Origin of the sequence: Hydrogenophaga sp. 2FB (genome assembly GCF_005503365.1) — a bacterium.
In the GTDB taxonomy this organism is placed as follows: Bacteria; Pseudomonadota; Gammaproteobacteria; order Burkholderiales; family Burkholderiaceae_C; genus Hydrogenophaga.
Genome location: NZ_SCML01000037.1, coordinates 1 through 26,853, shown reverse-complemented (window position 1 = coordinate 26,853; position 26,853 = coordinate 1). Strand labels below are relative to the sequence as shown.

The window sequence follows — 26,853 nt, the reverse complement described above, 5'->3', positions numbered from 1 at the left end:
CGACAGGAGATCCCCATGCTGGGCCAGATGCAGAGCCAACCTCTTTTGATTTCCTCGCTGATCGTGCACGCGGAGCGGCACCACGCCGGTGGTGAAATCGTGTCCCGGCGCGTGGAGGGCGACCTCCACCGCAGCACCTGGGGCCAGATCGCCAGCCGTTCGCGCCAGGTGGCGCATGCGCTGGACGGCCTGGGGCTGGCGCAGGGCGACCGCGTGGCCACGCTGGCCTGGAACGGCTACCGCCACCTCGAGTTGTACTTCGGCGTGAGCGGCACCGGCCGCGTGCTGCACACGCTCAACCCGCGCCTGCACCCCGAGCAACTGGTGTGGATCGTCAACCACGCCGAAGACCGGGCCGTGTGTTTCGACATGACCTTCCTGCCGCTGGTGAAGGCCGTGGCGGCCAAGTGCCCGACGGTGAAACACTGGATCGCGCTGTGCGACGCCGACAAGCTGCCCGCCGACAGCGGCATCCCCGGCCTGCAGAGCTACGAAGCCTGGATGGGCCAGCAGCCCACCACCTACGAATGGCCCACGTTCGACGAGAACTCGGCCTCGAGCATGTGCTACACGAGCGGTACCACGGGCAACCCGAAGGCCGCGCTGTACTCGCACCGCTCCACCTTGTTGCACGCGTTCGGCGCGGCGCTGCCGGATGCCATGTGCCTCTCGGCGCGCGACAGCGTGCTGCCGGTGGTGCCCATGTTCCACGTCAACGCCTGGGGCCTGCCGTACGCGGCGGCGGCCATCGGCTGCAAGCTGGTGTTCCCCGGCCCGGCACTGGACGGCAAGTCGGTCTACGAACTCATCGAAGCCGAGAAGGTGAGCATGGCCGCGGGCGTGCCCACCGTGTGGCAGATGCTGCTGGGCCACCTGCAGGCCAACAAGCTCAAGTTCAGCACGCTCAAGCGCACCATCATTGGCGGATCGGCCTGCCCACCGGCCATGATCAGCGCCTTCAACGACCAGTACGGTGTGGAAGTGCTGCACGCCTGGGGCATGACCGAAATGTCGCCGCTGGGCACGGTCTGCACGCTGAAGAACGCGCAGCTCGCGCTGTCGCCCGAAGAGCAGCTCAAGGTGCGCCTCAAGCAAGGCCGCGGCATCTTCGGCGTGGACATGAAGATCGTCAACGCAGCCGGCGAAGAGCTGCCCTGGGACGGCAAGACCTATGGCGACCTGCTGGTGCGCGGCCCCTGGATCATCGCGAGTTACTTCAAAGGCGAGGGCGGTGACCCGCTGCAGTACGACGCCCAGGGCCAGGGCTGGTTCCCCACCGGCGACGTGGCCACCATCGACGCCGACGGCTTCATGCAGATCACGGACCGCAGCAAGGACGTGATCAAGTCCGGGGGCGAATGGATCAGCTCGATCGACGTGGAAAACATCGCCATGGCGCACCCCTCGGTGGCCATGGCGGCCTGTGTCGGCATGAGGCACCCCAAATGGGACGAACGTCCCATCGTGGTGGTGGTGAAGAAGCCTGGCACCGAGCTCACGCGCGAGGAGCTGCTGACCTTCTACGAGGGCAAGATCGCCAAATGGCAGATCCCCGACGACGTGGTGTTCGTCGAGGCGATCCCGCTCGGGGCCACCGGCAAGATGCAGAAGATGACGCTGCGCGAGCAGCTCAAGGACTACGTGTTGCCCGGCCTGTGAGCTTTGCGCGGGAATTTGTCGCCTGCGCGATAGCTTCCCGGGCAATCCCCTACGCTGCGCCGCACCCGATGCACGTACGCTGCGCACATTCGATTCGTCAACCAGGAGACAAGACATGAAACTGACCATGAAGTTCGTCGCCGCAGCCGCCCTGCTGGCAGCCACCGGCGCAGCGTTCGCCCAGGCGGGTGAAACCGTCAAGATGATCCGGATCGACCCCCTGACCGGCCTGCTTGGCCCCGTGGGCGTGAGCCAGATCAAGGGCTACCAGTTCTTCGCCGAGAAGTTCAGCGGCAAGGGCAACCCGGCCGGCGTGAAGTTCGAAGTCACCCCGATCGACAACAAGCTCAGCCCCGCCGAAAGTCTGAACGCGCTCAAGGCCGCGATCGACCAGGGCGCGCGCTACATCATCCAGGGCAACGGCTCGTCGGTAGCGCTGGCCCTGGCCGACGCGGTCGAGAAGCACAACGCGCGCAACCCCGGCAAGGAAGTGCTGTACCTCAACGACTCCGCCGTGGACCCGGACCTGACCAACAGCAAGTGCAGCTACTGGCACTTCCGCTTCGACGCCGACACCTCGATGAAGATGGAAGCCATGGCCAGCTTCATGGCCAAGCAGCCCGACATCAAGAAGGTCTACTTCCTGAACCAGAACTACTCGCACGGCCACCAGGTCGTGAAGTTCGGCAAGGAAGCCCTGGCGCGCAAGCGGCCGGACATCCAGGTGGTCGGCGAAGACCTGCACCCGCTGGCCCAAACGCGCGACTTCGCGCCCTACATCGCCAAGATCAAGGCCTCGGGCGCCGACACCGTGATCACCGGCAACTGGGGTTCAGACCTCTCGCTGCTGATCAAGGCCGCGAACGAAAACGGCTACACCGGCAAGTTCTTCACCTACTACGCCGGCGTCACCGGCACGCCCACGGCGCTGGGCACCAACGGCGCGGGCCGCGTCTACCAGATCGCCTACAACCACTACAACATGGGTGGGCAGATGGACAAGTGGATGAAGGAGTTCAACGCCAAGTACAACGACGACTTCTACACCGGCTCCACCATCCGCATCTTCGAAATGCTCGGCGCGGCCATGGCCAAGGCCAAGTCCACCGACCCGGTGAAGGTGGCGGCCGCCATGGAAGGCCTCACGGTCAAGAGCTTCAACGGCGAAGTGACCATGCGCAAGAACGACCACCAGCTGCAGCAGCCGCTGTACATGTCGGTGTGGCAGAAGGCCGATGCGAAGTACCCGTACAACCCGGAGAAAACCGGCATGACGCTGGCCCCGGTGGCGGAGTACCCGAACTATGTGTCCAGCACGCCCACCAGCTGTGAAATGAAGCGCCCCGCGTCCTGAGTCGCCAGCGCCTGAAACAGAGCCCGAGCGGGTCGCCGTATCGGGCTCTTTTACTTTCAACGATGAGGAAGGTCTGAGGGAATGGAGTTTTTCATCATCTCGATGCTGAACGGCCTGAGCTACGGGCTCCTGCTGTTCATGCTGAGTTCGGGGCTCACGCTGATCTTCAGCATGATGGGCGTGCTGAACTTCGCGCACGCCAGCTTCTACATGCTGGGCGCGTACGTGGGCTACACCGTGGCGCAGTTCGTGGGCTTCTGGCCGGCGCTGCTGATCGCGCCCATCGTGGTGGGCCTGCTCGGCGCGGCGTTCGAACGCCAGTGCCTGCGCAAGGTGCACAAGTACGGCCACGTGCCCGAACTGCTCGTCACCTTCGGCCTGTCCTACGTCATCGTTGAACTGGTGCAACTCGTCTGGGGTCGCATCGCGGTGGAGTTCCGTCCGCCCGAGCAACTGCAGGGCCCCGTGTTCACGCTCATCAACCATTCCGTCGACGGCCTGCGCATGGTCTGGGGCAACGCGGCGCCCGAACTCTGCAGCGCCGCCGACGCGGCGGTGCGCGTGGTCTGCTCGCCATTCCCCGCCACACGCGGTTTCATGATGCTGGTGGCGGTGGTGATGCTCGCTTCCGTGTGGCTGCTGCTCACGCGCACCCGCATCGGCCTGGTGATCCAGGCCGCGCTCACGCACCCCGACGCGGTCGAATCGCTCGGCCACAACGTGCCGCGCGTGTTCATGCTGGTGTTCGGCGCGGGCTCGGCCCTCGCAGGCCTGGCCGGCGTCATCGGTGGCAGCACCTTCCTCACCGAGCCGGCCATGGCCGCCACGGTGGGCTCGGTGATTTTCGTGGTGGTGGTGGTCGGCGGCATGGGCTCGCTCTCGGGCGCCTTCGTCGCCTCCATCCTCATCGGCGTGATCCAGACCTTTGCCGTGGCCTTCGAGTACTCGCTGCTCACGCTGGCGCAACAGATCGGCCTGCCGCTGTCCGATGCGGTGCGCAACAACTCGTACGTCAAGCTCACGCTGTCGCAGATCGCGCCGATCCTGCCGTACCTGTTCCTGGTGTTGATCCTGATCTTCCGGCCGCGTGGCCTGCTCGGCAAACGGGAGGGCTGAGCCATGACGACCCAACAGACTCAACAGACCCAACACTACGAATTCAAGCCGCTGAATGTCGGCCGCTGGCTCACCTGGGGACTCTTCGCGCTGCTGCTCATCGTGGCGCCGAAGATCTTCACCAGCGGGCTGGGCATGACCGTGCTCTCGCAAATGGGCATCGCCATCATCGCCTGCCTGTCCTACAACATCCTGCTGGGGCAGGGCGGCATGCTCAGCTTCGGGCACGCGGTCTACACCGGCCTGGGCTCGTTCCTGGCCATCCACGCGCTCAACAGCGTGAGCGCCGGGTCGCTGCCCATCCCGGTGTCGCTGGTGCCCATCGCGGGCGGTGTGGCGGGCGTGTTCTTTGCCGTGTTGTTCGGCTACGTGACCACGCGCAAGTCGGGCACCACCTTCGCCATGATCACGCTCGGCCTGGGTGAGCTGGTGTTCGCGCTCTCGCTCATGATCCCCGAGTTCTTCGGCGGCGAGGGCGGTGTCTCGGGCGACCGCATGGTGGGCAAGCCCTTCATGGGCATCACCTACGGTCCGCAGGTGCAGGTGTACTACCTGATCGCGGTCTACACCTTCATCTCGGTGGCGCTCATGTTCGCCTTCACGCGCACGCCGCTGGGCCGCATGCTCAACGCCGTGCGCGACAACCCCGAGCGCGTCGAGTTCGTCGGCTACGACACGCAGAAGGTGCGCTACATCGCGTTCATCATCGCGGGCTTCTTCGCCGGCATCTCCGGCGGTCTGGGCGCGCTCAACTTCGAGATCGTCACCGCCGAGGTGGTGGGCGCGGCGCGTTCGGGTGCCTACCTGTTGTTCACCTTCCTGGGCGGCGCCACCTTCTTCTTCGGGCCGATCATTGGCGGCATCCTGATGGTGCTGGCCTTCGTGCTGCTCTCGGAGTTCACCAAGGCCTGGCTGCTCTACCTGGGCCTGATCTTCCTGTTCATGGTGATGTATGCGCCGGGCGGCATCGCCAGCCTGATCATGATGAACCTGCGCGTGGCCGCCTTCGGCCGTCTGCGCGAGCTGTGGGTGAGCTACATCGCGCTCGCGGGCACGGCGCTCGTGATGCTTCTGGGCCTGGGCGGCATGATCGAAATGGTCTACCACCTGCAGCTCAACACCACACTGGGTTCGGAACTGCGTTTCCTTGGCATTCCGCTGGACGCGCACAGCGCCAGCAGCTGGTTCGGTGCCGCGCTGGTGGCGGTGACGGGCTTCGGCCTGTTCGAGCTCACGCGCCGCATGTTCCTGCGCGAGTGGGGCGAGATCCAGGAATACATCGAAAAAGAAATCAAACGGAGGGAGAGCCTGTGAGCCATGCCCTTGAACTCAAAGACCTGCGCAAGAGCTTCGGCAAGACCGAAATCATCCGTGGCGTGAACCTGGCCGTGAAGACCGGCGAGCGCGTGGGCATCATCGGCCCCAACGGCGCGGGCAAGTCCACGCTGTTCAACCTCATCAGCGGGCGCTTCGCCCCCAGCAGCGGTGAGGTGCTGCTCAACGGCCAGCGCATCGACGGCAAGAAGCCGTTCGAGATCAACCGCGCTGGCCTCTCGCGCAGTTTCCAGATCACCAACATCTTCCCCAAGCTCAGCGTGTTCGAGAACCTGCGCTGCGGCGTGCTCTGGAGCCTGGGCTACAAGTACACCTTCCTGAAGTTTCTTGCCAATCTGGACGACGCCAACGAGCGCGCCGAGCAGTTGATGGAGATGATCCACCTCGACCGCAAGCGCGACGTGCTGGCGATGAACCTCACCTATGCCGAGCAGCGCGCGCTGGAGATCGGCATCACCATCGCCGGTGGCGCCAACGTGATCCTGCTGGACGAACCCACGGCCGGCATGAGCAAGAGCGAGACCACGCGCTTCATCAGCCTCATCAAGGAAGTGACCGTGGGCAAGACCCTGCTCACGGTGGAGCACGACATGGGCGTGGTGTTCGGCCTGGCCGACCGCATCGCCGTGGTGGTGTACGGCGAGGTGCTCGCCTTCGACACGCCCGACGCCGTGCGCGCCAACCAGCGCGTGCAGGAAGCGTACTTGGGCTCGCATGTGGCCGACACACAGGGGGCAGGACACTGATGTTGAAAATCGACAACCTTCACGCCTACTACGGCAAGAGCCACGTCCTGCATGGCGTGGGCTTCGAGGTACAGGCCGGTGAAATCGTGGCACTGCTCGGGCGCAACGGCTCGGGCCGCTCCACCACCGCCAAGGCCATCATGGGCCTGGTGGACTGCAGCGGCAGCATCCACTGGAAAGGCCAGGAGATCCAGGGCAAGAAAGCCTACGAGGTGGCGCACCTGGGCCTGGGCTATGTGCCCGAGAACCGCGACATCTTCCCCACGCTCACCGTGCAGCAGAACCTGATGCTGGGCCAGAAGGGCAAGGGCAAAGGTTCGCGCTGGGGCTTCGAGGACATGTACACCATGTTCCCGCGCCTCAGGGAACGCCAGCACACTGAAGCCGGCGTGCTCTCGGGTGGCGAGCAGCAGATGCTCACGCTGTGCCGCACGCTCATGGGCGACCCGGACCTGATCATCATCGACGAGCCCACCGAAGGCCTGGCGCCCAAGATCGTGGAGCTGGTGGGCGAGTACCTGAAGACGCTCAAGCAACGCGGTGTGTCGGTGCTGCTGATCGAGCAGAAGCTGACCATCGCCATGGCCATCTCGGACCGCGCGCTGGTGATGGGACATGGCAGCATCGTGTTCCAGGGCACGCCCGAAAGCCTTCGTGCCGACCCCTACACGCGCAAGGAGTGGCTCGAGGTCTGACGCTGCCGACCGCCAACAGCGCGGCGCCGGCGCTGTCACGACGCTGACAACACGCCGTGAGGCATTTCATTTCTCAAGAGTCTGAACCGGAAATTTGAGAACTTTTGGATTTGTCTTGTGCTCAACATGCAACAATAAGCGCTCTCGCACGACATTGCATCGGGTGCTATCCTTTTGGAGGCTGCCCGCGTTGGCCCGCAGGCCCCTGGAAGAAATGCAAGCGTGCGTTTCAGGGAGCTGAAGTTGGCGGGGCGGAGAATCCGGGTCCCCTATGGAGCACTATTAGTGGAAGACGCGCAAGGCAGCCCCAAACTCAAACTACTCGTCGCGGACGATCACCATCTGGTGCGTGAAGGCTTGAAACTGGCATTGCGCGAGATCGATCCTCGCGTTGTCGTGATCGAAGCCGACACCCTCGCCAAGGCCATCGAGGCCTATCGCAACCACACCGACATCGATCTCGTCCTGCTCGATCTCACCATGCCGGGGAATACCGGCATGAGCGTGCTGGACGGGTTCGAGCAGAGTTGTCCGGACGCGCGAGTGGTGGTCATATCCGCCTCCTACGACCTGAAAACGGTGCAGGCCGCGGTCCGCCGTGGCGCGCTGGGCTTCATCCCCAAGCTCGCCGGCAAGGACGCGTTGATCAGCGCCGTGCGGTTCATTCTGGCCGGTGGCATCTACATCCCGCTGGAAGCCATGATGGCGATGTCGGAAGACGAGCGCCCCGCGCTTGCAACGCCCAGGCCCTCGGGCGCCGTGGTGGCGTCTCAGACGCCACGCGACGTCGGGCTGCCAGATCGATGTGTTGCGCCAACTGCTCGAAGGCAAATCGAACAAGCAGATCTGTCGCGACATGAACCTCGCCATGGGCACCGTCAAAGGCCACGTGGCGGCGATTCTGGTCGCGCTCAATGTGAGCAGCCGTGCGGAAGCCATTGCCGCGGCGATGAAGATGGGCTGGGCGTCGCTCCTCACCGATGCGCAAGGCGCTCCCCGCGACGCTTGACCGGTGTCCATGACCACCAAAGATGGTGTGCTTCGCGGCGTGCCCTAGCGTGTGGCCGCTGCCGGCTGTTTTGGCAGGGTGAAGTGGAAGGCCGTGCCGGAAGAGGCGAGGGCCTCCACCCAGATGTGCCCGCCGTGGCGCTCCACGATCTTCTTGCAGATGGACAGGCCGATGCCCGCACCTTCGTAGCGGTTGCGCGGATGCAGGCGCTGGAAGGCGGCGAAGACGCGGTCGAAATACTCGGGTGCAATGCCGATGCCGTTGTCCGCCACGGAAATCTGCCAGTGCGACCCCAGGTCCTGGGTGGTGATGCGCACCTCTGGCGATGTGTCGCCGCGGAACTTGAGCGCGTTCCCCACCAGGTTCTGAAACACCTGCATCATGCCGACCGGGTCGGCCGCCACCGATGGCAGCGACTCCCGGATGACCTTCGCCTGGCTGTCGCTGAGGGCTTTGGCCAGATTGGCCAGGGCGTCGTCCAGCGCATCATCGAGCGCCACCGACTGGATCTGTGTGATCGCGCGGCCCGCACGGGAATACTGCAGCAGCGCGTCGATCAGCAGCCGCATGCGTTGCGCGCCGCCGATGATGAACTCGATGAACTCGCGTCCGCTCTCGTCCAGTTGCGACCCGTAGCGCCGTTTCAGCAGTTGGGCGTAGCTGGCCATCATGCGCAGCGGCTCCGTCAGGTCGTGTGACGTGACGTACGCGAACTGTTCAAGATCTTCGTTGGAACGCGCGAGCTCGGCCATGCGCCGCTTGATCTCTTCCTCGGCGGCCTTGCGCCCGGAGATGTCGCGCGCCACGCTGGCGATCACCCAGCGGTCGTGCAGGCGCACCGCGCGGCGGGTCGACTCGATGACGATGACGGTCCCGTCGTCCCGCCGCAGCGGCCGCTCGGTGGTGAACGAGGCCGGGTGGGTGCGGATCAGTTCGGCGTACCGCTCCCGCAGGTCTTCTTCGTTGGCATTCGCCTCGTTCATGACCCACCGCAAGCCACGCGCCAGCAGGGCCTCGCGGCTGATGCCGTAGAGCTTGCCCGCGCCTTCGTTGACGTCCACGTACTCGAACTTCTCCGGGTCGATCACGTAGACGCCGTCGGCCGCCTCGTTCACGACCAGGCGCATAAGATCGAGCTGCTGCCGCGCGATCACGCGTTCGGACAGGTCGCGCATCGTGACGGCGATGATCCATTCGTCCCCCATCGGGAACACATGTTTGGTCAACTCGACGGGGCAGCGGTAGCCCTCCCGGTGGAATCCCTCCACCTCGGCCATCATGGGCTGCGGATACTGGCCCATCAGCTTGATGAAATCGTTTTCCATCGCCTCCCGGTTGGCGTACTCCCAATAGGGACCGTACGGGTGGGCGCCCAGCAGCTTCTCGCGCCGCAGCCGCAGCATGCGGCAGGCCACGTCGTTGGCGTCGAGAACGGTCCAGTTGGAAGGACGGATCAGCAGCATGCCGTCCGGACAGAAGTCGAGCGCCTTCAACAGGCGGTCCAGGCGCTGCGCCGGGCTCAGGTGCCCGGCGTCGGACGACTGCCCCAACGCCACCACCCGGATCGCCACCTCGCCCGATGCGCCGTCCCGCGCCAGACGCAACTCGGTTTCCAGCGTCTTGCCGTCGTGGCAGCGGGTGATCACGCGCTGGGGGGCGTCGGTGTGCAGATCGATCCCACCCCAACCGACATCGGAAAGCGCCACGCCGACGAGCGAGACCTGGGGCATCGCGGGCGCCAGAAACTCGTGCGCGGCACAGTTTGCAAACGATATCTTGCCATCCGCTGCACACAGCCAGACTTCCGACGACAGCTCCAGCACACGCTTGAAATTCATGAGGGCATTTGCAGTGGTTGCCAGGGAATGATAGGGCTCCGCGGCCCCTTCCATGTGGCAGGATGGGCACCCGCGCTGCAAACAGGCCTGGGGACCGGCCCGGACGAGACAAGCCGGTGACACCTGCCTCTTGCGGCGGTGCACAATCTTTCTAGAATCGAACGGTCGTTCTTTTCATGACGAGGGCGTCAACGCCCGCAGAGATTCACTGCCTGACACCAACACATAGGAGCTTCCATGACCGCTGAGTACAAGGTCCACGGCGATGTGGCCGTCATCACCATGAACAACCCGCCGGTCAACGGTCTGGGACTGTCGACCCGACAGGGCATCGCCGACAGCCTGGCCAAGGCCGAGGCCGACCCGGCCGTCAAGGCCGTCGTGCTCACGGGTGCGGGCAAGGCGTTTTCGGGCGGCGCGGACATCCGCGAGTTCGGCTCGCCCAAGGCGCTGGCCGAGCCGAACCTGCTCTCGGTGATCCTGGTGGTGGAAAACGCCTCCAAGCCGGTCGTGGCCGCGATCCACTCGGTGTGCATGGGCGGTGGCCTGGAGCTGGCCCTGGGCTGCCACTACCGCATCGCCGCGCCCGGCACCAGCGTGGCGTTGCCCGAGGTGAAGCTGGGTCTGATTCCCGGCGCGGGCGGCACGCAGCGCCTGCCGCGTGCGCTCGGCGTGGAGCCCGCGCTGAACATGATCGTGAGCGGTGAGGCCATCAAGAGCGAGATGCTGGCGCAAGTGCCCGGCCAGAAGCTGTTCGACAAACTGGCCGCCTCGCCCGAGAGCCTGGCCGAAGAAGCCCTGGCGCTGGCCCGTGAAGTGGCCGCGAAGCATGCCGACGGCAGCGCCTTGCCGAAGGTGCGCAACCTGCCGTGCAAGCACCCGCTGGGCGACGCGTACTTCCAGTTTGCGCGCAACATGGTCAAGGGCATGTCGAAGAACTTCCCCGCGCCGGCCAAGTGCGTGGACGCCGTGGAAGCCGCGACCAAGAAGAAATTCGACGACGGCATGGCCTTCGAGCGCGAGATCTTCATCAACCTGATGTGGACGCCCGAGTGCCGCGCGCTGCGCCACCTGTTCACGGCCGAGCGCGCCGCGAGCAAGATTCCGGACGTGCCGGAAGACACGCCCAGGCGCGAGATCGCCTCCGTGGCCGTCATTGGCGCGGGCACCATGGGCGGCGGCATTTCCATGAACTTCCTCAATGCCGGCATCCCGGTGAAGATCCTGGAGATGAAGCAGGACGCGCTGGACCGCGGCATCGCGACCATCCGCAAGAACTACGAAGCCCAGGTGAAGAAGGGCAAGCTCAAGCAGGACAAGTACGAACAGCGCATGGCGCTGCTGAGCACCACGCTGAGCTACGATGACATCGGCTCGGCCGATCTCGTGATCGAAGCCGTGTTCGAAGAGATCGGCGTGAAGGAAAAGGTGTTCAAGGAACTCGACCGTGTGATGAAGCCCGGCGCGATCCTGGCGTCCAACACCTCCACGCTGGACGTGAACCAGATCGCCAACTTCACGAAACGCCCGCAAGACGTGGTGGGCCTGCACTTCTTCAGCCCGGCCAACGTGATGAAGCTGCTGGAAGTGGTGCGCGGCGCGAAAACCGCCAAGGACGTGATGGCCACGGTGATGACCCTGGCCAAGAAGATCAAGAAAACCGCCGTGGTCTCCGGCGTGTGCGACGGCTTCATCGGCAACCGCATGGTCGAGCAGTACGGCCGCCAGGGCGGCTTCCTGCTCGACGAAGGCTGCACGCCCGAGCAGGTCGACAAGGCCATCGAGAAATTCGGTTTCGCCATGGGCCCGTTCCGCATGGGCGACCTGGCCGGCAACGACATCGGCTGGGCGATCCGCAAGCGCCGCTATGTCGAGAAGCCCGATATGAAGTACAGCAAGACCGCCGACCTGTTGTGCGAAAAGGGCCGCTACGGGCAGAAGACCGGTGCGGGCTGGTACGACTACGTGCCGGGCAAGCGCGATGCGATTCCGAACGCCGAAGTGGTCAAGATGATCGAAGACCACCGCAAGTCGCTCGGCATCACGCCGCGCAAGATCTCCGATGAAGAAATCGTGCAGCGCCTGGTGTATTCGCTGGTGAACGAAGCCGCGCACATCCTGGAAGAGGGCATCGCCAACAAGGCCAGCGACATCGACGTGGTCTACATCTTTGGCTACGGTTTCCCGATCCACCGTGGCGGTCCGATGATCTACGCCGACACCGTGGGCCTGTTCAACGTGGTGCAGAGCATGAAGCGTTTTGCGAAGAACCCGCTGGACGACGCGAAATTCTGGGAGCCGGCACCGTTGCTGGCCCGTCTCGTGGCCGAAGGCAAATCCTTCAACGGCTAAGCGCGCCCAAGACCCCTACAAGGAGAACATTTCATGACCAACGCCGTCATCGTTTCCACCGCCCGCACGCCCCTGGCCAAGAGCTGGAAGGGCGCCTTCAACATGACCCACGGCGCCACCCTCGGCGGCCACGCGGTGCAGCACGCCGTGCAGCGCGCCGGCATCGAAGCCGCTGAAGTGGACGACGTCATCATGGGCTGCGCCAACCCCGAAGGCGCCACCGGCGCCAACATCGCGCGCCAGATCGCGCTGCGCGCGGGCCTGCCCATCACCACCTCGGGTGTCACCGTCAACCGTTTCTGTTCCTCGGGCCTGCAGACCATTGCGATGGCGGCGCAGCGCATCATCGCCAACGAAGGCGATGTGTACGTGGCCGGCGGTGTGGAAAGCATCTCCTGCGTGCAGCAGGAAATGAACACCCACATGCTGGCCGACCCGTGGCTCGCGAAGAACAAGCCCGAGATCTACTGGAACATGCTGCAGACCGCCGAGCAGGTGGCCAAGCGCTACAACATCGGCCGCGATGCCATGGACGAGTACGGCGCCGCCAGTCAGCAGAAGGCCACGGCCGCGCTGGAAGCCGGCCTGTTCAAGGCCGAGATCGCCCCCATCACCGTGACCGCCGGCGTGGCCGACAAGGTCATGGGCCTGATGACCAAGCAGGTGACGGTGGAGAACGACGAAGGCATTCGCGCCGGCACCACCTTTGACGGCATCCACGGCCTGCGCTCGGCGCTGCCGGGCGGCCTGATCTCCGCCGGCAACGCCAGCCAGTTCAGCGACGGCGGCGGTGCCTGCGTGGTCATGAACGAAACGATGGCCGAGAAGCGTGGCCTGCAGCCCCTGGGCCGTTTCCTCGGCTTCGCGGTGGCCGGTTGTGAGCCCGATGAAATGGGCATCGGCCCGGTGTTCGCCATCCCCAAGGTGCTGGCGCGCCTGGGTTTGAAGATCGGTGACATCGACCTGTGGGAACTCAACGAAGCCTTCGCGGTGCAGGTCATCTACTGCCGCGACAAGCTGGGTATTCCGGGCGACCGCCTGAACGTCAACGGCGGCGCGATCGCTGTCGGTCACCCCTACGGCGTGTCGGGCCAACGCCTGACCGGGCACGCGCTGATCGAAGGCAAGCGCCGCGGCGCCAAGCGCGTCTGCGTGACCATGTGCATTGGCGGCGGCATGGGTGCCGCTGGAGTATTCGAAGTGTTGTAAAAGCCCTCCGCGCCGCCTTCGGCGTCACCCCCAGGGGGCGCCGAGAGCGGCCCGGCAAAGCCGGTTCCGCCTCGGCACTGGACAGCGTCTCCTCGCTTCGGCGGGTTGGTTTCTTTGGGAAGAGGGTTCCATGTCATTGCGCCCCACGGTTGATTTCCTGCTGTACGACTGGCTCGACGCGCCCGCCCTCAACGCGCGCGAGCGTTTTTCCGACCACAGCCGCGAAACGTTTGACGCCGTGCTCGACACCTGCGAGCGCATCGCGCGCGAAAAGTACGCGCCGTTCAACCGCGTGGTGGACACACAGGAGCCGCATTTCGATGGCGAGAAGGTGATCCTGCCGCAGGCCACGCACGAGGCGCAGAAGGCCTACGCGGCCAGCGGCATGCTCGGCGCCGCGCAGGACTACGAGGTGGGCGGCATGCAACTGCCTTACACGGTGGAAGCCGCCGCCAACGCGTTCTTCGCCATGGCGTCGGTCAGCATTGGCAGCGGCATGCTCACCACCGGCAATGCCAACCTGTTGATGGCGCACGGCACCGAAGCACAGAAGCAGGTGTTTGCGCTCAACGAATTCAGTGGCCGTTTCTCGGGAACCATGTGTCTGTCCGAGCCGCAGGCCGGCTCGTCGCTGAGCGACGTGTCCACGCGCGCCGTGCCCGATGGCACCGATTTCGAGAACGACCCGCTCGGTCCGCGCTACCGGCTCAAGGGCAACAAGATGTGGATCTCGGCCGGCGAACACGAGCTGACCGAAAACATCGTCCACCTCGTGCTGGCCAAGATTCCGGATGCGGATGGCAAGCTCGTGCCGGGCACGCGCGGCATCTCGCTGTTCATCGTGCCCAAGAAGATGGTGAACGCCGAGGGTGCGTTGACGGGGGCGCGCAACGACGTGGCCCTGGCCGGCCTGAACCACAAGTGCGGCTGGCGCGGCACCACCAACACGCTGCTCAACTTCGGCGAAGGCTTGTACCCCGTGAACGGCGAGTCGGGCGCGGTGGGTTACCTCGTGGGACAGCCGGGCAAAGGCCTGCATTGCATGTTCCACATGATGAACGAGGCCCGCATCGGCGTGGGCATGGCCGCCACCATGCTGGGCATGGCGGGCTACCACGCCAGCCTGGACTATGCGAAGAACCGCCCGCAAGGCCGCCCCATGGGCCCGGCCGGCAAGGACCCGGCGCAGGCACCGGTGCGCATCATTGAACACGCCGACGTCAAGCGCATGCTGCTGGCGCAGAAGGCGTATTGCGAAGGCGCACTCGCGCTGGAGCTGTATTGCGCGCGCCTGGTGGACGAGCAACACACGGCGGACGCCGCCACGGCCGACGACGCGCGCCTGCTGCTCGAAGTGCTCACGCCGATCGCGAAAAGCTGGCCCAGCGAGTGGTGCCTGGAAGCCAACTCGCTCGCCATCCAGATCCACGGTGGTTACGGCTACACGCGCGACTTTCCGGTGGAGCAGTACTGGCGCGACAACCGCCTGAACATGATCCACGAAGGCACGCACGGCATCCAGGCCATGGACCTGCTGGGCCGCAAGGTGCTGATGGAAGGCGGCAAGGGCCTGAGCCTGCTGGCCGGGCGCATCAACGACACCCTTCAGCGCGCGATCCACATTCCCGAGTTCGCCGCCCACGCCAACGCACTGAGCCAGGCGCTGGCGCAAGTGGGTGCCGCCACCAAGGCCGCGTGGGCCACGGGCGAGCCGACCGATGCCTTGGCCAACGCCGTGCCGTACATGCAGGCCTTTGGCCACACGGTGCTGGCCTGGATCTGGCTCGACGTGGCCCTGGCCGCGCAGGCCGCGCCCGCATCGAACGCGCGCACCGGCCGCCTGGCCGCGATGCGCTTCTTCTTCCATTACGAGTTGCCCAAGATCGGCGCCTGGCTGCAGGTGGTGAGCCAGCGCGACCAGACCTGCGCGGCCGTTCCCGAGGAGGCTTTCTGATGGTGCAGCACATCGTCATGTGGAAGATCAAGGCCACCGCGGAAGGCAGCCGCGAAGCGAACATTGCCAAGGCCAAAAGCCTGCTCGAGGCGTGCTCCCATCTGGTGCCGGGCATCAAGCGGTTCGAGGTGGCCACGGCCCAGGCCGACATGGAGTGCACCTACGACCTGGTGCTCAACAGCCGCTTCACCGATCGCGATGCGCTGGCCGCGTACCAGAGCCATCCTTCGCACGCGGCCATCAAGCCGTTCATGCGCGCGGTGGTGGAGCAGCGCCAGTGCATGGACTACGAGATCTGAACCGCGACCGACGGGCGGTGATCGCTGGTGTCGATCCTGCCGCACTTCGGGCATCCATGGAGCAGGAAGCGCAGGGTTGCGCTTTCACCCACCGAGCCGCACCATCTTTCGGCGCCATCAGGAGCTTCACATGGAATACATGATCGTTTTCAAGGAAACCCAGTCCGACTTCGACCGCCGTCCCGACGACGCCTACTTCGGCGCCTGGGGCGCCTACATCACGGCGCTGCACCAGTCCGGGATCACCAAGGGCGGCAACGGCCTGCAACCGCCGCACACCGCGACGCAGGTGCGTGTGCGCAACGGCCAACGCCAGGTGCAGGACGGGCCGTACCCCGACACCAAGGAACACCTGGGCGGCTATTTCGTGATCGACGTGCCCTCGCTCGACCAGGCGCTGGAATGGGCCGCGCGCGCACCGTGTGCCAGCACCGGCAGCGTGGAAGTGCGTCCCGTGCTGCCGGCCATGGACGTGCCGCACGCATGAACACGCAGGCGGCCGAGGCGGCTGCGCTGACGGCGCGGGACACCTACGGTCGCCTGGTCGCCTACCTGGCCTGGCGCTGGAACGATCTGGCCGCCGCCGAGGACGCACTGGGTGACGCGCTTCTCAAGGCCTTGCAACGCTGGCCGCAAGACGGCGTGCCGGCGCAGCCCGAGGGCTGGCTGCTCACCGTGGCACACCGCGAGCTGTTGCAGTCGGCGCGCCACCAGGGCGTGGTGCAAAGGTTGGCCGACGACCCGGTGGTGCGCAGCGTGTTGCCGCGCGAGGACGACGCGGCCCCCGAGCCGTTCCTGAAGGCACACCCGATCCCGGACAACCGGTTGCGGCTGATGCTGGTGTGCGCCCATCCCGCGATCGAGCGTTCGGTGCGCACACCGCTCATGCTGCAGGCCGTGCTCGGGCTGGATGCCCAACGCATCGCCACCGCGTTCCTGGTGTCGCCGGCGGCGATGGCGCAGCGGCTGGTGCGCGCCAAGCAGAAGATCGCGCAAGCCGGCATCCGCTTCGAGGAACCCGAACCGGCCGATCTGCCGCGGCGCACGCACGCCATTCTGGAGGCGGTGTATGCCGCCTACGGGATGGCCTGGGAGCGCCAGGGCGCATCGGGAGAGGAGGCGACCCTCAGCGCCGAACTGGCGACCGAGGCGCTGTACCTGGCCGAGCTGTGCGTGGCCCTGTTGCCCGATGACGCCGAGGCGCGCGGGCTGTGGGCCTTGATGTTGTTCTGCGAGTCGCGCCGCCATGCGCGCTTCGTCTCCGAGCCCGATGGCAGCGAGCGGTTTGTGCCTCTGCACGAACAGGACACGGGCCGTTGGGACCACGCACAGATCGCGCGCGCCAATGCGCTGCTGAGCGACGCCGCGGCACGCGGCCAGCTGGGGCCTTACCAGCTCGAGGCGGCGATCCAGTCGGCCCACGCGCAACGTGCCGTCACGGGCCGCGTGCCCTGGGGTGGCATCGCCCAGCTCTACCAGGGTTTGCTGGAGATCGCGCCCACGATGGGCGCCCGCGTGGGCCATGCGGTGGCGCTGGGCACCGCGCACGGTGCGGCGCGCGGGCTGGCTGCGCTGGACGCGTTGCCGCAGGCCGAGGTGCGCAACCACGCCCCGTGGTGGGTGGCGCGCGCGCACCTTCTGGAGCAGCAGCGCCGATGGCAAGATGCCGCCGAGGCCTTGCGCCAAGGCATGGGGCTGACCGAGGATCCGCGCCTGCGCGCGCACCTCTGGGTCAAGCTGCAGGCCCTGCAGGCCGCGCCTGTGACAGACACCCCCGTTTGATTCACCCACAATGCCCCGAGCGTGTTTTTTTTCATCACAAAGAGGAAGACCCTATGACCCGAACCGTTCCCCAACTCTTCGACCTCAAGGGCAAGACCGCCCTGATCACCGGCGGCTCGCGCGGCCTGGGCCTGCAGATGGCGCATGCGCTGGGCGAGGCCGGTGCGCGCGTGCTGGTGAGTTCGCGCAAGGCCGAAGACCTGGAGAGTGCCGTGGCCGAACTGCAGGCCGCCAACATCGACGCGCGCTGGATCGCGGCCGACTGCTCGAAGGAAGAAGACATCGCGCGGCTGGCCGACGAGAGCCTGCAACGCCTCGGTGACATTGACATCCTGGTGAACAACGCGGGCGCCGCCTGGGGCGCACCGGCAGAAGACCACCCGGTGGACGCCTGGGACAAGGTGATGAACCTCAACGTGCGCAGCTACTTCCTGTTGAGCCAGGCCATCGCCAAGCGCAGCATGATCGCGCGCAAGTCGGGCCGCATCATCAACACCGCGTCCATCGCCGGCCTGGGCGGCAATCCCTCGGGCATGAACACCATTGCGTACAACACCTCCAAGGGCGCGGTGATCAACTTCACCCGCGCGCTGGCGGCCGAGTGGGGCAAGTACGGCATCACCGTCAACGCGATCTGCCCGGGTTTCTTCCCGAGCAAGATGACCGTGGCCACGCTCAAGACCATGGGCGAAGAACAATTGGCCTCGCACGCGCCGTTGCGCCGCCTGGGCGACGACGAAGACTTGAAGGGCATCACCGTGCTCTACGCGTCCGACGCCGGCAAGCACATCACCGGCCAGTGGTTGGCGGTGGACGGGGGTGTCAGCGTGATCACCGGTGGTTAGAAAAGGACCACCCCCGCCGCGCTGCGCGCGACCCCCTCAAGGGGGCGGCACTGGCGGCCCGGCAAAGCCGGTTCCGCGGTGCCCTGGATCCAGACACTTCACCCATTCAGTTGTATCGTTCACCCATGGAATTTTCTGTACGCATCCCTTTTGTTGATCTCCTCGGCTTCAAGCTGCACAAGTTCGAAGGCGGCGAAGCCGAGATCGGTTTCGACCCCGGCCCCGATCACCTGAATTCGTTCGACGTGGTGCATGGCGGCGCGAGCATGACCTTGCTCGACGTGGTCATGGCGCACGCCGCGCGCTCGGTGGAGCCCAACACCGGCGGTGTCACCATCGAAATGAAGGCCTCGTTCACGCGCGCGGCCAAGGGCCCGCTGCACGCGAAGGGGCGCATCCTGCACCGCACCGCCACCCTGGTGTTCACCGAAGGCAGCATCTTCGACGCTGCCGGCAAACTCTGTGCCCATGCCACGGGCACCTTCAAACTGGTGCCACGCCTGCCCACGGGGCCGGGCAGCACCCAGCCCCTCAACCGAATCGCTACCGACTAGGAGTCAGCCATGCCCACCAACCACCAGATCCTTCTCGACAACCGCCCCGAGGGCGAAGCCACGGTGTCCAACTTCAAGCAGGTCACCAGTGAGACCCCCGCGCTGGCCGACGGCCAGGTGCTGGTGCGCCACCATTTTTTGAGTCTGGACCCGTACATGCGCGGCCGCATGAACGACAGCAAGAGCTACGCCGCGTCCCAGCCACTGGGCGAGGTCATGATCGGCGGCACGGTGGGTGAAGTGGCCGAATCGAAGCACCCCAAATTCAAAGCGGGCGACAAGGTCGTGGGCATGGGCGGCTGGCAGGAATACAGCGTGGTCGATGCCAACCAGCCCGGCGCGCTGCGCAAGGTCGACACCACACACGTGCCGCTCTCGCACTACCTCGGCGCGGTCGGCATGCCGGGCGTGACCGCCTGGTACGGCCTGGTGAAGATCATCAACCCCAAGGCCGGCGACACGGTGGTGGTGAGCGCCGCCACGGGCGCGGTGGGCAGCGCCTTCGCCGCGCTGGCCAAAGCGCGCGGCTGCCGCGCGGTGGGGATTGCCGGCGGCCCGGACAAATGCAAGTACGCCGTGGAAGAACTCGGCTTCGATGCCTGCATCGACTACAAGCTGCACAAGGACGCGTACTCGCTGGCCAAGGCACTCAAGGCGGAGTGCCCGAATGGCATCGATGGCTACTTCGAGAACGTGGGTGGCATGGTGCTCGACGCCGTGTTGCTGCGCATGAACACCTTCGGCCGCATCGCCGTGTGCGGCATGATCGCCGGCTACGACGGCCAGCCGCTGCCACTGGCCAACCCCGCGTTGATCCTGGTCAACCGGCTCAAGATCGAGGGCTTCATCGTCAGCGAGCACATGGAGGTGTGGCCCGAAGCACTCACCGAATTGGGCACGCTGGTGGGTACCGGCAAGCTGCGCCCGCGCGAAACCGTGGCGCAGGGCCTGGCTGCCGCGCCGGAAGCCTTTTTGGGTCTGCTCAAAGGCAAGAACTTCGGCAAGCAGTTGGTCAAGTTGATCTGACGATAGAGGAGCGCGCCATGGCCGCCGCGACCACGCACGAGGTGTTCAACCAGCCAGCACCACTGGTGGACGTGAACCTGTTCACCGGCAACCAGGCGATGCAGGCGGCGCTGAAGTTCAACGCGCCGTCGTTGGACACCAAGCCGCTGCAGGCGCTGGGAGCGGTGGTGGGCAGCGGCGAGATGCAGACCCACGCGCGGCTGGCCAATGTGCACACGCCGGTGCTCAAGACGCACAACCGGTTTGGTGAGCGCATCGACCAGGTGGAGTTTCACCCGGGTTATCACGCGTTGATGGCGCAGGCGGTGGGCGCTGGGCTGCATGGCGCGGCCTGGGGCGAGGGCGCCCCGAACCCCCACCTCCAACGCGCTGCCGGCTTCATGCTCTTCACCGAGCTCGAACCCTCTGTCCTCTGCCCGATCTCCATGAGCTACGCGGTCGCCCCCGCGCTCAAGGACAACGCCGCCATCTACCAGGACTGGTCGCCCGGCCTCACCAGCCGCGCCTACGACCCTGCGCTCAAGGTCTGGCGTGACAAGCCCGGCCTCACCATGGGCATGGGGATGACGGAAAAGCAGGGCGGTTCCGACGTGCGCGCGAACACCACGCGCGCCGAGCCCAATGGCCGCGACGCCTGGGGCCAGCGCTTCAGCGTCACCGGCCACAAGTGGTTCTTCTCGGCGCCCATGTGCGACGCCTTCCTGATCCTCGCGCAGACCACCAGCGGCCTCAGTTGCCTGTTCCTGCCGCGCGTGTTGCCCGACGGCAGCTTGAACCAGCTCTTCATCCAGCGCCTGAAGGACAAACTCGGCAACAAGGCCAACGCCAGTTCCGAAGTGGAGTTCGTGGGTGCCAGCGCCTGGCTGGTTGGCGAAGAAGGCCGTGGCATTCCGCAGATCCTCGCCATGGGCACCATGACGCGGCTCGACTGCGCGCTCGGCACCAGCGGCCTGATGCGCCAGGCGCTGTCCATCGCGCTGAACCACACGCGCCAGCGCAAGGCCTTCGGCAAGGCGCTGATCGAGCAGCCGCTGATGAAGAACGTGCTGGCCGATCTTGCGCTCGAATCCGAGGCGTCCACCGCGCTGGCGCTGCGCCTCGCGCACAGCTTCGACCGCGCCAACGACCCGCACGAGCAGGTGATGACGCGCCTGCTCACGCCCGTGGCCAAGTTCTGGATCTGCAAGCGCGGCAGCCACTTCGCGCAGGAAGCCATGGAATGCCTGGGCGGCAATGGCTACGTGGAAGAGGGCGGTGAAGGCGTGATGGCGCGCATCTACCGCGAGATGCCGCTCAACTCGATCTGGGAAGGTGCGGGCAACATCATGGCGCTGGACCTGCTGCGCGCGCTGCGCAAGGCCGACACGGCGGCCGCGCTGGCGCACGAACTCGCGCCCGCGCGCGGCATGCACCCCGCGCTGGACCACCTGGCCGAGCGCCTGCCCCTTCGGGTGGAAGAGATGGCCACCGAGATGGAAGCGCGCCGCCTCGCGCAAGACGTGGCGCTGGCGGTGCAGGCCGCGCTGCTGGCGCAAACCGCGCCCTCGGCCGTGTTCAGCGCCTTCTGCGATTCGCGCCTGGCCGGCCAATGGGGTTACAGCTTCGGCTCGCTCGGCGCGGGCACCGATTTCGACACCATCATCCAGCGCGCCATGCCGCGCTGAACATTTTCAAGGCCCACGACATGCCAGAACCCATCCTCCACCACTACCCCATGTCGCCATTCGCCGAAAAGGCCCGGTTGATGCTGGGCTACAAAGGCTTCACTTGGCAGAGCGTGCACATCCCCAGCGTCATGCCCAAGCCCGACGTGACCGCGCTCACCGGTGGCTACCGCCGCACGCCCATCCTGCAGGTCGGGGCCGACATCTATTGCGACACCGCCCTGATCTGCGATGTGCTTGAACACCGCCAGCCCACACCGCCGCTGTACCACGAGCACCACAAAGGTGTGGCGCGCGTGCTGGCGCAATGGGCCGACACCACGCTGTTCTGGGCCGCCATGGGCTACTGCCTCAGCCCCAAGGGCGCGGCCGCGCTGTTTGGCAGCCAGCCGCCCGAAGTGGGCCAGGCCTTCGCCGCCGACCGCGCCGCCATGCGCGGCGGCATGGTCGGCCTGCGCGTGGGCGACGCCACCGCCGCCTTGCGCAGCTATCTGCGCCGCCTCTCGACCATGGTCGAGGAACAGCCCTATCTGCTGGGCGACGCGCCCTGCGTGGCCGATTTCGCGGCATACCACCCGCTGTGGTTCATCCGGGTGATCAACCCCACGATGGCCGGCATTCTTGACGCCACGCCGCACGTGATCGAGTGGATGGACCGCATGGCGGCCATCGGCCACGGCACGTCCTCCCAGCTCTCGTCCACCGACGCCATCGCCGTGGCCGCCGCCGCGCAGCCCGCGCCGCTGCCCGATGACGTCTTCCAGAACGAACACCGCATCGAGCTCGGCAGCCGGGTGACCGTGGCGGCCGAGGCCTTTGGCCAGGAGCCCACCGAAGGCCTCCTGCGCGCCGCCACGCGCACGCGCTACACGCTGGAACGCACGGACGAGCGGGCGGGCCTGCTGCACGTGCATTTCCCGCGCATCGGCTATGTGTTGAGGGAAGTGCGCGTTTGAGCTCCCATCCCCTGAACTGGCGCTGCCTGCCTTTCGATGCCCTCCATGCCCGCACGCTCTATGCCCTGTTGCAACTGCGCACCGAGGTGTTCGTGATGGAACAGACCTGCGTGTTCCAGGACATGGACGGCGCCGACGCGCAATGCTTCCACCTGCTGGGCGAGCGCGATGGCGAGCTGCTGGCCTATGCCCGCCTGGTGCCGGCCGGTCTGAAATTCACCGAGGCCAGCATCGGCCGCGTGGTCACGCTGCCCGCGGCGCGGGGCGGCGGCCTGGGCCATGTGCTGGTGCGCGAATCGGTGCAGGCCTTGCAGGGCCTGTGGGGCGTGCAGCCCATCCGCATCGGCGCGCAAGCGCGGCTGCAGGCGTTCTACCAACAGCACGGCTTCGTGCCCGACGGCCCGATCTACATCGAAGACGGCATCGACCACATCGAGATGGTCCGCGCCGACTGAGGCAGCTTTCACGCATACACAGGAGACAACGATGATTCAGGATTTCAAAGGCAAGACGGCGGTGCTCACCGGCGCGGGCTCGGGCTTCGGCCTGGAGTGCGCGCGCATCGGCGCACAGCGCGGCATGAACCTCGTGCTGGTGGACGTGCAGCAGGACGCGCTGGACAAGGCCACGGCCGAGATCGAAGCCACCGGCGTGCAGGTGCTGTCGCGCCGGGTCGACGTGTCCAGCCAGGAGCAGATGGAAGCCCTGGCCAGCGCGGTGCAGCAGCGCTTTGGCGCGCCGCACTTCGTCTTCAACAACGCCGGCGTGGGCTCGGGCGGCCTGATCTGGGAGAACTCGGTGCGCGACTGGGAATGGGTGCTGGGCGTGAACGTGTGGGGCGTGATCCATGGCGTGCGCCTGTTCACGCCCATGATGCTCGCCGCCGCGAAGGCCGATCCGAACTGGCGCGGCCATATCGTCAACACCGCCAGCATGGCCGGCCTGCTCACACCGCCCAACATGGGCGTCTACAACGTGAGCAAACACGCCGTGGTGAGCCTGACCGAAACGCTCTACCAGGACCTGAAGCTGGTGAGCGACCAGCTCAGCGCCAGCGTGCTTTGCCCGTATTTCGTGCCCACCGGCATCAGCCAGAGCCACCGCAACCGCCCGACCGAGATGGCCGACGAAGCCGCCACGCAGAGCCAGTTGATCGGCCAGGCCATGACCGACAAGGCCGTGGGTTCGGGCAAGGTCACGGCGACCGAGGTGGCGCAGCTGGTGTTCGACGCCATCACGGCCGACCGGTTCTACATCTTCAGCCACCCGCGCGCGCTGGGCAACGTGCGCGCGCGCATGGAAGGCATCGTCAACCAGACCAACCCGGCCGATCCGTTCCTGGAACGGCCCGAGATTGGTGTAAACCTGCGGGCGGCGCTGCGCGCCGGCTGACCATGGGCGAGGGCGGCCACACGCTGTTTCCCACCGCCATCGGCACCTGTGGCATTGCCTGGGGGCCGGGCGGCGTGGTCGCGGTGCAGTTGCCCGAGGCCGATGCGCCGCGCACCCGCGCGCGGTTGCTCAAAGGCCTGCCGCCTTTGCCGCAGGTGGACCAGCCACCCGCCGCGGTGCAGACGGCCATCACCGGTGTGCAGGACTTGCTGAAAGGCATGGCGCGTGACTTGATGGAGATCGAGCTGGACATGGCCCGGCTCACACCCTTCCAGCGCGAGGTCTACGCCATCGCGCGCGCCATTCCCCCGGGCCAGACCCGCACCTACGGCGAGATCGCGCGCGAACTCGGTGACGTGGGCCTGTCCCGCGCGGTGGGGCAGGCCATGGGCCACAACCCGTTCGCGCCCATCGTGCCCTGCCACCGCGTGTTGGCGGCAGGCAATCGGCCCGGCGGTTTTTCCGCCGGCGGCGGTGCCGTCACCAAGCTGCGCATGCTGGCGATCGAGGGCGCGCTCGAGCCGGATCTGTTCGACGGAGCCGGCGGATGATCACCGCCACCGAACTGCTCTCGGGCGCTGTTCGGGTGGTCGACTACCGCTGCAGCGCCGGCCCCTTCGAGCGGCCGTTCACCGAACTGCACGAAGGCCACTCGGTCTCCTACGTGCGCAAAGGGACCTTCGGCTACCGGGTGCGTGGCGAATCGTACGAACTGGTGGCCGGCTCGGTGCTCGTGGGCCACCCGGGCGACGAGTTCATGTGCACGCACGACCACCACGTCTGCGGCGACGAATGCCTGGCGTTTCACCTCTCGCCCAGCTTCGTGGAATTGGTTGGGGGTGACCCGAACACCTGGCGCACGGGCGGGCTGCCGCCGCTGCCCGAACTCATGGTCCTGGGCGAACTCGCGCAGGCCGTGGCCAGCGGCCGCAGCGATACCGGCCTGGACGAAGTGGGCTTGTGGTTCGCGTCGCGCTTCGTGGATGTCGTGACGGGCCGCCAACGGGCGCCACCCACGGCGGCCGATCGCGACCGCCGCCGTGCCGTGGAGGCCGCGATGTGGATCGCGGCCCATTCGCACGAAGACATCGACCTGGACCGCGCAGCCCGCGAAGCCGCCCTGAGCCCGTTCCATTTTCTGCGGCTGTTCTCGCGCGTGCTCGGCGTCACGCCACACCAGTACCTCGTGCGCTCGCGGCTGCGCCACGCCGCGTGGCTGCTGGCCGACAACGACACGCCGGTGACCGACGTGGCGCTGGAGGTGGGCTTTGCCGACCTCAGCAACTTCGTGCGCACCTTCCACCGCGCGGCCGGCGTGGCGCCACGCGACTTCCGGCAGGCCGCGCGAACCGGTCCGAAGCAAGACCGCAAGATTCTCCAAGACCGCGTGACGGCCCTGATCGACGATGGACGCCTCATCCATCCATCGACCAGGAAGCCATCACCATGTACGACCACATCGGACTGAAAGTCAACGACCTAGCCGCGAGCATCCGTTTTTACGAAGCCGCGCTCGCACCGCTGGGCCACGTACTGGGCTCGCACGACGACACCTATGCCGGCCTCGGCCCCAAAGACGCGCCCGCGCTGTGGCTCTACGCGACCCGGGGCGCCAAGGGTCCGGGCACGCACATCGCATTTCGCGCCGCCGACCACCAGGCGGTGGACGCGTTCTACAAAGCCGGCCTGAAGGCGGGTGCCACCGACAACGGCGGCCCGGGCCCGCGCCCGGACTACAGCCCGACCTACTACGCGGCGTTTCTGATCGACCCCGACGGCAACAACGTCGAAGCCGTCTGCCCCTGAACAGGAGAAGCACCATGGCCACCATCCACAAGGAAGTGATCGTTGAAGCCAGCCTGGACCAGGTCTGGGACGCGCTGCGCGACTTCAACGCCGTGCACCAGCGCCTCGCACCGGGCTTCGTCACCGACTGCCGCGCCGAAGAGGGCGCGCGTGTCGTGACCTTCGCCAACGGCATGGTCATGCGCGAGCTGTTCGTGGGTCTGGACGAAGACCTGCACCGGTTGAGCTACGCCGCCGTGGGTGGCCAGCTCGCGCACCACAACGCATCGGCGCAGCTGTTCGCCGAAGGTGCCCAACGCACACGCTTCGTCTGGATCACCGATGTGCTGCCCCACGGGCTGGCGGGCTTCATCGACACGATGATGGAGCAGGGTGCGGCCACGATGAAGCGGGCGTTGGAGGGCGAGGGCGCTGTGGGGCGCCTGAGCTAGCATGACGGTCATCGGCCGAGGCTGTGTGGAAACGCCTGCGGGATCTTAGTATGCCGAACCGTCGCGCTGCGATGGGCTTGCAAACCGTAAATGCCATCCAGTAGTCGTGATTGCGGCGTTGACGAGTTTGGCCCGCGGTGATTCCGCTGCGCACCATTCAAGCAGCGCAAACAGGCTCACGCCCCCGCCAGCCGCATCGCCTTCATCGTTCTCGTCATGCCCAAGATGGCGATCACCCGCTTGAGGTTGTAAGCCAGCACGTGCAGGCTCATCTCGGTGCTCACATGTGCCAGCGTCTTCATCAGGAAGTGCGTCGAGCCCATCCAGTGCTTCAACGTGCCGAACACATGCTCGACGGTGCGCCGTCGCAAGGTCATGGCATCGGGCTTGCGGTCCAGTCGCTGCTGCATGCGCTCGAGCACCTCTTCATGTTCCCAGCGCCGGATGCGCCGGTAGCTACTGGGCGTGCACTGCGCCTTCATCGCGCAGCCCGGGCAGGCGCTGGTCCAGTAGAGATGGACATTGAGCCCAGTCTTCTCCAGCGTGCTGAAGCGGTAGACGGCCCGCTCGCCCGCAGGGCACTGGTACTCGTCGTCCTTGACGATGTAGATGAAGTCGCTCTTGTCGAAGCGCCCCTCGGCCTTGGCGTTGGAAGTCATGGGCTTGGGCACGAAGGCGGCGATGCCCGCGTCCTCGCAGGCCTTGATCTGCGGAGCGCTGAAGTAGCCACGGTCGGCAAAGGCCTGCAGCTTCTTCGCGCCCATGGACTCGCGGGCCGCCCGCGCCATAGGGCTCAGCTGTGCCCGGTCGTTGCCGACGTTGGTCACCTCA

The 26,853-nt window shown here is 66.2% G+C and carries 26 protein-coding genes and 1 pseudogene; 25 read left to right on the top strand and 2 right to left on the bottom strand.

Annotated features, from left to right (window positions below):
- The first annotated feature begins 15 nt into the window (after positions 1–15).
- The 8 genes and pseudogenes from FFS09_RS20275 (at position 16) to FFS09_RS31220 (ending at position 7,914) form a co-directional block, all read left to right on the top strand.
- Complete coding sequence (locus FFS09_RS20275) at positions 16–1,659, top strand: 3-(methylthio)propionyl-CoA ligase (protein WP_137920746.1); 1,644 nt, start codon at positions 16–18, stop codon at positions 1,657–1,659.
- A gap of 115 nt (positions 1,660–1,774) precedes the next feature.
- Entirely contained in the window at positions 1,775–3,013 is a 1,239-nt protein-coding gene (locus FFS09_RS20270; protein ID WP_137920717.1) for a branched-chain amino acid ABC transporter substrate-binding protein, read from the top strand.
- A gap of 81 nt (positions 3,014–3,094) precedes the next feature.
- Positions 3,095–4,129, top strand: coding sequence for a branched-chain amino acid ABC transporter permease (locus tag FFS09_RS20265; RefSeq protein WP_137920716.1), 1,035 nt, complete (start codon positions 3,095–3,097; stop codon positions 4,127–4,129).
- A 3-nt stretch (positions 4,130–4,132) separates the two neighbouring features.
- The gene (locus FFS09_RS20260) at positions 4,133–5,443 is read left to right on the top strand and encodes a branched-chain amino acid ABC transporter permease (protein WP_137920715.1); all 1,311 of its coding nucleotides are present in this window, start codon (positions 4,133–4,135) and stop codon (positions 5,441–5,443) included.
- Positions 5,440–6,210, top strand: a complete 771-nt coding sequence (locus FFS09_RS20255; protein WP_137920714.1) for an ABC transporter ATP-binding protein — start codon at positions 5,440–5,442, stop codon at positions 6,208–6,210. Before FFS09_RS20260 ends, FFS09_RS20255 begins: the two co-directional genes overlap by 4 nt.
- On the top strand, positions 6,210–6,905 hold the full coding sequence (locus FFS09_RS20250; protein WP_137920713.1) for an ABC transporter ATP-binding protein: 696 nt from the start codon (positions 6,210–6,212) through the stop codon (positions 6,903–6,905). The genes FFS09_RS20255 and FFS09_RS20250 overlap by 1 nt, the downstream gene beginning before the upstream one ends.
- Before the next feature lie 222 nt (positions 6,906–7,127).
- Positions 7,128–7,505: pseudogene (locus tag FFS09_RS31595) on the top strand (response regulator transcription factor); the annotation flags it as partial.
- A gap of 256 nt (positions 7,506–7,761) precedes the next feature.
- Positions 7,762–7,914 (top strand): helix-turn-helix domain-containing protein, encoded by a 153-nt coding sequence (locus FFS09_RS31220; protein ID WP_252374450.1) that lies wholly within the window; start codon positions 7,762–7,764, stop codon positions 7,912–7,914.
- A gap of 44 nt (positions 7,915–7,958) precedes the next feature.
- Here the strand turns inward: FFS09_RS31220 and FFS09_RS20235 are convergent, their stop codons facing one another.
- On the bottom strand, positions 7,959–9,752 hold the full coding sequence (locus FFS09_RS20235) for a PAS domain-containing sensor histidine kinase (RefSeq protein WP_171020113.1): 1,794 nt from the start codon (positions 9,750–9,752) through the stop codon (positions 7,959–7,961).
- A gap of 237 nt (positions 9,753–9,989) precedes the next feature.
- Between FFS09_RS20235 and FFS09_RS20230 the strand changes: the two genes are divergently transcribed.
- The 17 genes from FFS09_RS20230 to FFS09_RS20150 all read left to right on the top strand — a co-directional run bounded on the left by FFS09_RS20230 (position 9,990) and on the right by FFS09_RS20150 (position 26,022).
- The gene (locus FFS09_RS20230) at positions 9,990–12,104 is read left to right on the top strand and encodes a 3-hydroxyacyl-CoA dehydrogenase NAD-binding domain-containing protein (RefSeq protein WP_137920710.1); all 2,115 of its coding nucleotides are present in this window, start codon (positions 9,990–9,992) and stop codon (positions 12,102–12,104) included.
- A gap of 33 nt (positions 12,105–12,137) precedes the next feature.
- Positions 12,138–13,313, top strand: coding sequence for an acetyl-CoA C-acyltransferase (locus tag FFS09_RS20225; RefSeq protein WP_137920709.1), 1,176 nt, complete (start codon positions 12,138–12,140; stop codon positions 13,311–13,313).
- Positions 13,314–13,443: 130 nt separating this feature from the next.
- Positions 13,444–15,267, top strand: coding sequence for an acyl-CoA dehydrogenase (locus FFS09_RS20220; RefSeq protein WP_137920708.1), 1,824 nt, complete (start codon positions 13,444–13,446; stop codon positions 15,265–15,267).
- Positions 15,267–15,566, top strand: coding sequence for a Dabb family protein (locus FFS09_RS20215; protein WP_137920707.1), 300 nt, complete (start codon positions 15,267–15,269; stop codon positions 15,564–15,566). Before FFS09_RS20220 ends, FFS09_RS20215 begins: the two co-directional genes overlap by 1 nt.
- A gap of 130 nt (positions 15,567–15,696) precedes the next feature.
- On the top strand, positions 15,697–16,053 hold the full coding sequence (locus FFS09_RS20210) for a YciI family protein (protein ID WP_137920706.1): 357 nt from the start codon (positions 15,697–15,699) through the stop codon (positions 16,051–16,053).
- Positions 16,050–17,348, top strand: a complete 1,299-nt coding sequence (locus FFS09_RS20205) for an RNA polymerase sigma factor (RefSeq protein WP_137920705.1) — start codon at positions 16,050–16,052, stop codon at positions 17,346–17,348. Before FFS09_RS20210 ends, FFS09_RS20205 begins: the two co-directional genes overlap by 4 nt.
- 53 nt (positions 17,349–17,401) lie before the next feature.
- On the top strand, positions 17,402–18,193 hold the full coding sequence (locus tag FFS09_RS20200; protein ID WP_137920704.1) for an SDR family oxidoreductase: 792 nt from the start codon (positions 17,402–17,404) through the stop codon (positions 18,191–18,193).
- 125 nt (positions 18,194–18,318) lie between these two features.
- A complete protein-coding gene (locus FFS09_RS20195) occupies positions 18,319–18,747 on the top strand; it encodes a PaaI family thioesterase (RefSeq protein ID WP_137920703.1) in 429 nt (142 codons plus the stop codon).
- Between the two features lie 9 nt (positions 18,748–18,756).
- Positions 18,757–19,773: an NADP-dependent oxidoreductase gene (locus FFS09_RS20190; RefSeq protein WP_137920702.1), complete on the top strand. Its 1,017-nt coding sequence runs from the start codon at positions 18,757–18,759 to the stop codon at positions 19,771–19,773.
- A gap of 17 nt (positions 19,774–19,790) precedes the next feature.
- Positions 19,791–21,437 carry an isovaleryl-CoA dehydrogenase gene (locus tag FFS09_RS20185; RefSeq protein WP_137920701.1) on the top strand — a complete coding sequence of 549 codons (1,647 nt, stop codon included), beginning with the start codon at positions 19,791–19,793 and terminating at the stop codon, positions 21,435–21,437.
- 20 nt (positions 21,438–21,457) lie between these two features.
- Positions 21,458–22,393 (top strand): glutathione S-transferase family protein, encoded by a 936-nt coding sequence (locus tag FFS09_RS20180; protein ID WP_137920700.1) that lies wholly within the window; start codon positions 21,458–21,460, stop codon positions 22,391–22,393.
- A complete protein-coding gene (locus FFS09_RS20175) occupies positions 22,390–22,848 on the top strand; it encodes a GNAT family N-acetyltransferase (RefSeq protein ID WP_252374449.1) in 459 nt (152 codons plus the stop codon). Before FFS09_RS20180 ends, FFS09_RS20175 begins: the two co-directional genes overlap by 4 nt.
- A 31-nt stretch (positions 22,849–22,879) precedes the next feature.
- On the top strand, positions 22,880–23,785 hold the full coding sequence (locus FFS09_RS20170; RefSeq protein ID WP_137920699.1) for an SDR family oxidoreductase: 906 nt from the start codon (positions 22,880–22,882) through the stop codon (positions 23,783–23,785).
- A gap of 2 nt (positions 23,786–23,787) precedes the next feature.
- Positions 23,788–24,336, top strand: coding sequence for a methylated-DNA--[protein]-cysteine S-methyltransferase (locus FFS09_RS20165; protein ID WP_137920698.1), 549 nt, complete (start codon positions 23,788–23,790; stop codon positions 24,334–24,336).
- Positions 24,333–25,253 (top strand): AraC family transcriptional regulator, encoded by a 921-nt coding sequence (locus tag FFS09_RS20160; protein WP_137920697.1) that lies wholly within the window; start codon positions 24,333–24,335, stop codon positions 25,251–25,253. Before FFS09_RS20165 ends, FFS09_RS20160 begins: the two co-directional genes overlap by 4 nt.
- Complete coding sequence (locus FFS09_RS20155; protein ID WP_137920696.1) at positions 25,232–25,591, top strand: VOC family protein; 360 nt, start codon at positions 25,232–25,234, stop codon at positions 25,589–25,591. Before FFS09_RS20160 ends, FFS09_RS20155 begins: the two co-directional genes overlap by 22 nt.
- A gap of 14 nt (positions 25,592–25,605) precedes the next feature.
- Positions 25,606–26,022: an SRPBCC family protein gene (locus FFS09_RS20150; RefSeq protein ID WP_137920695.1), complete on the top strand. Its 417-nt coding sequence runs from the start codon at positions 25,606–25,608 to the stop codon at positions 26,020–26,022.
- A 176-nt stretch (positions 26,023–26,198) separates the two neighbouring features.
- On the opposite strand, the gene FFS09_RS20145 is transcribed toward FFS09_RS20150, so the two are convergent.
- Positions 26,199–26,853 (bottom strand): transposase (locus FFS09_RS20145; protein ID WP_171020112.1); only part of this gene is annotated, 655 nt, incomplete at its 5' end.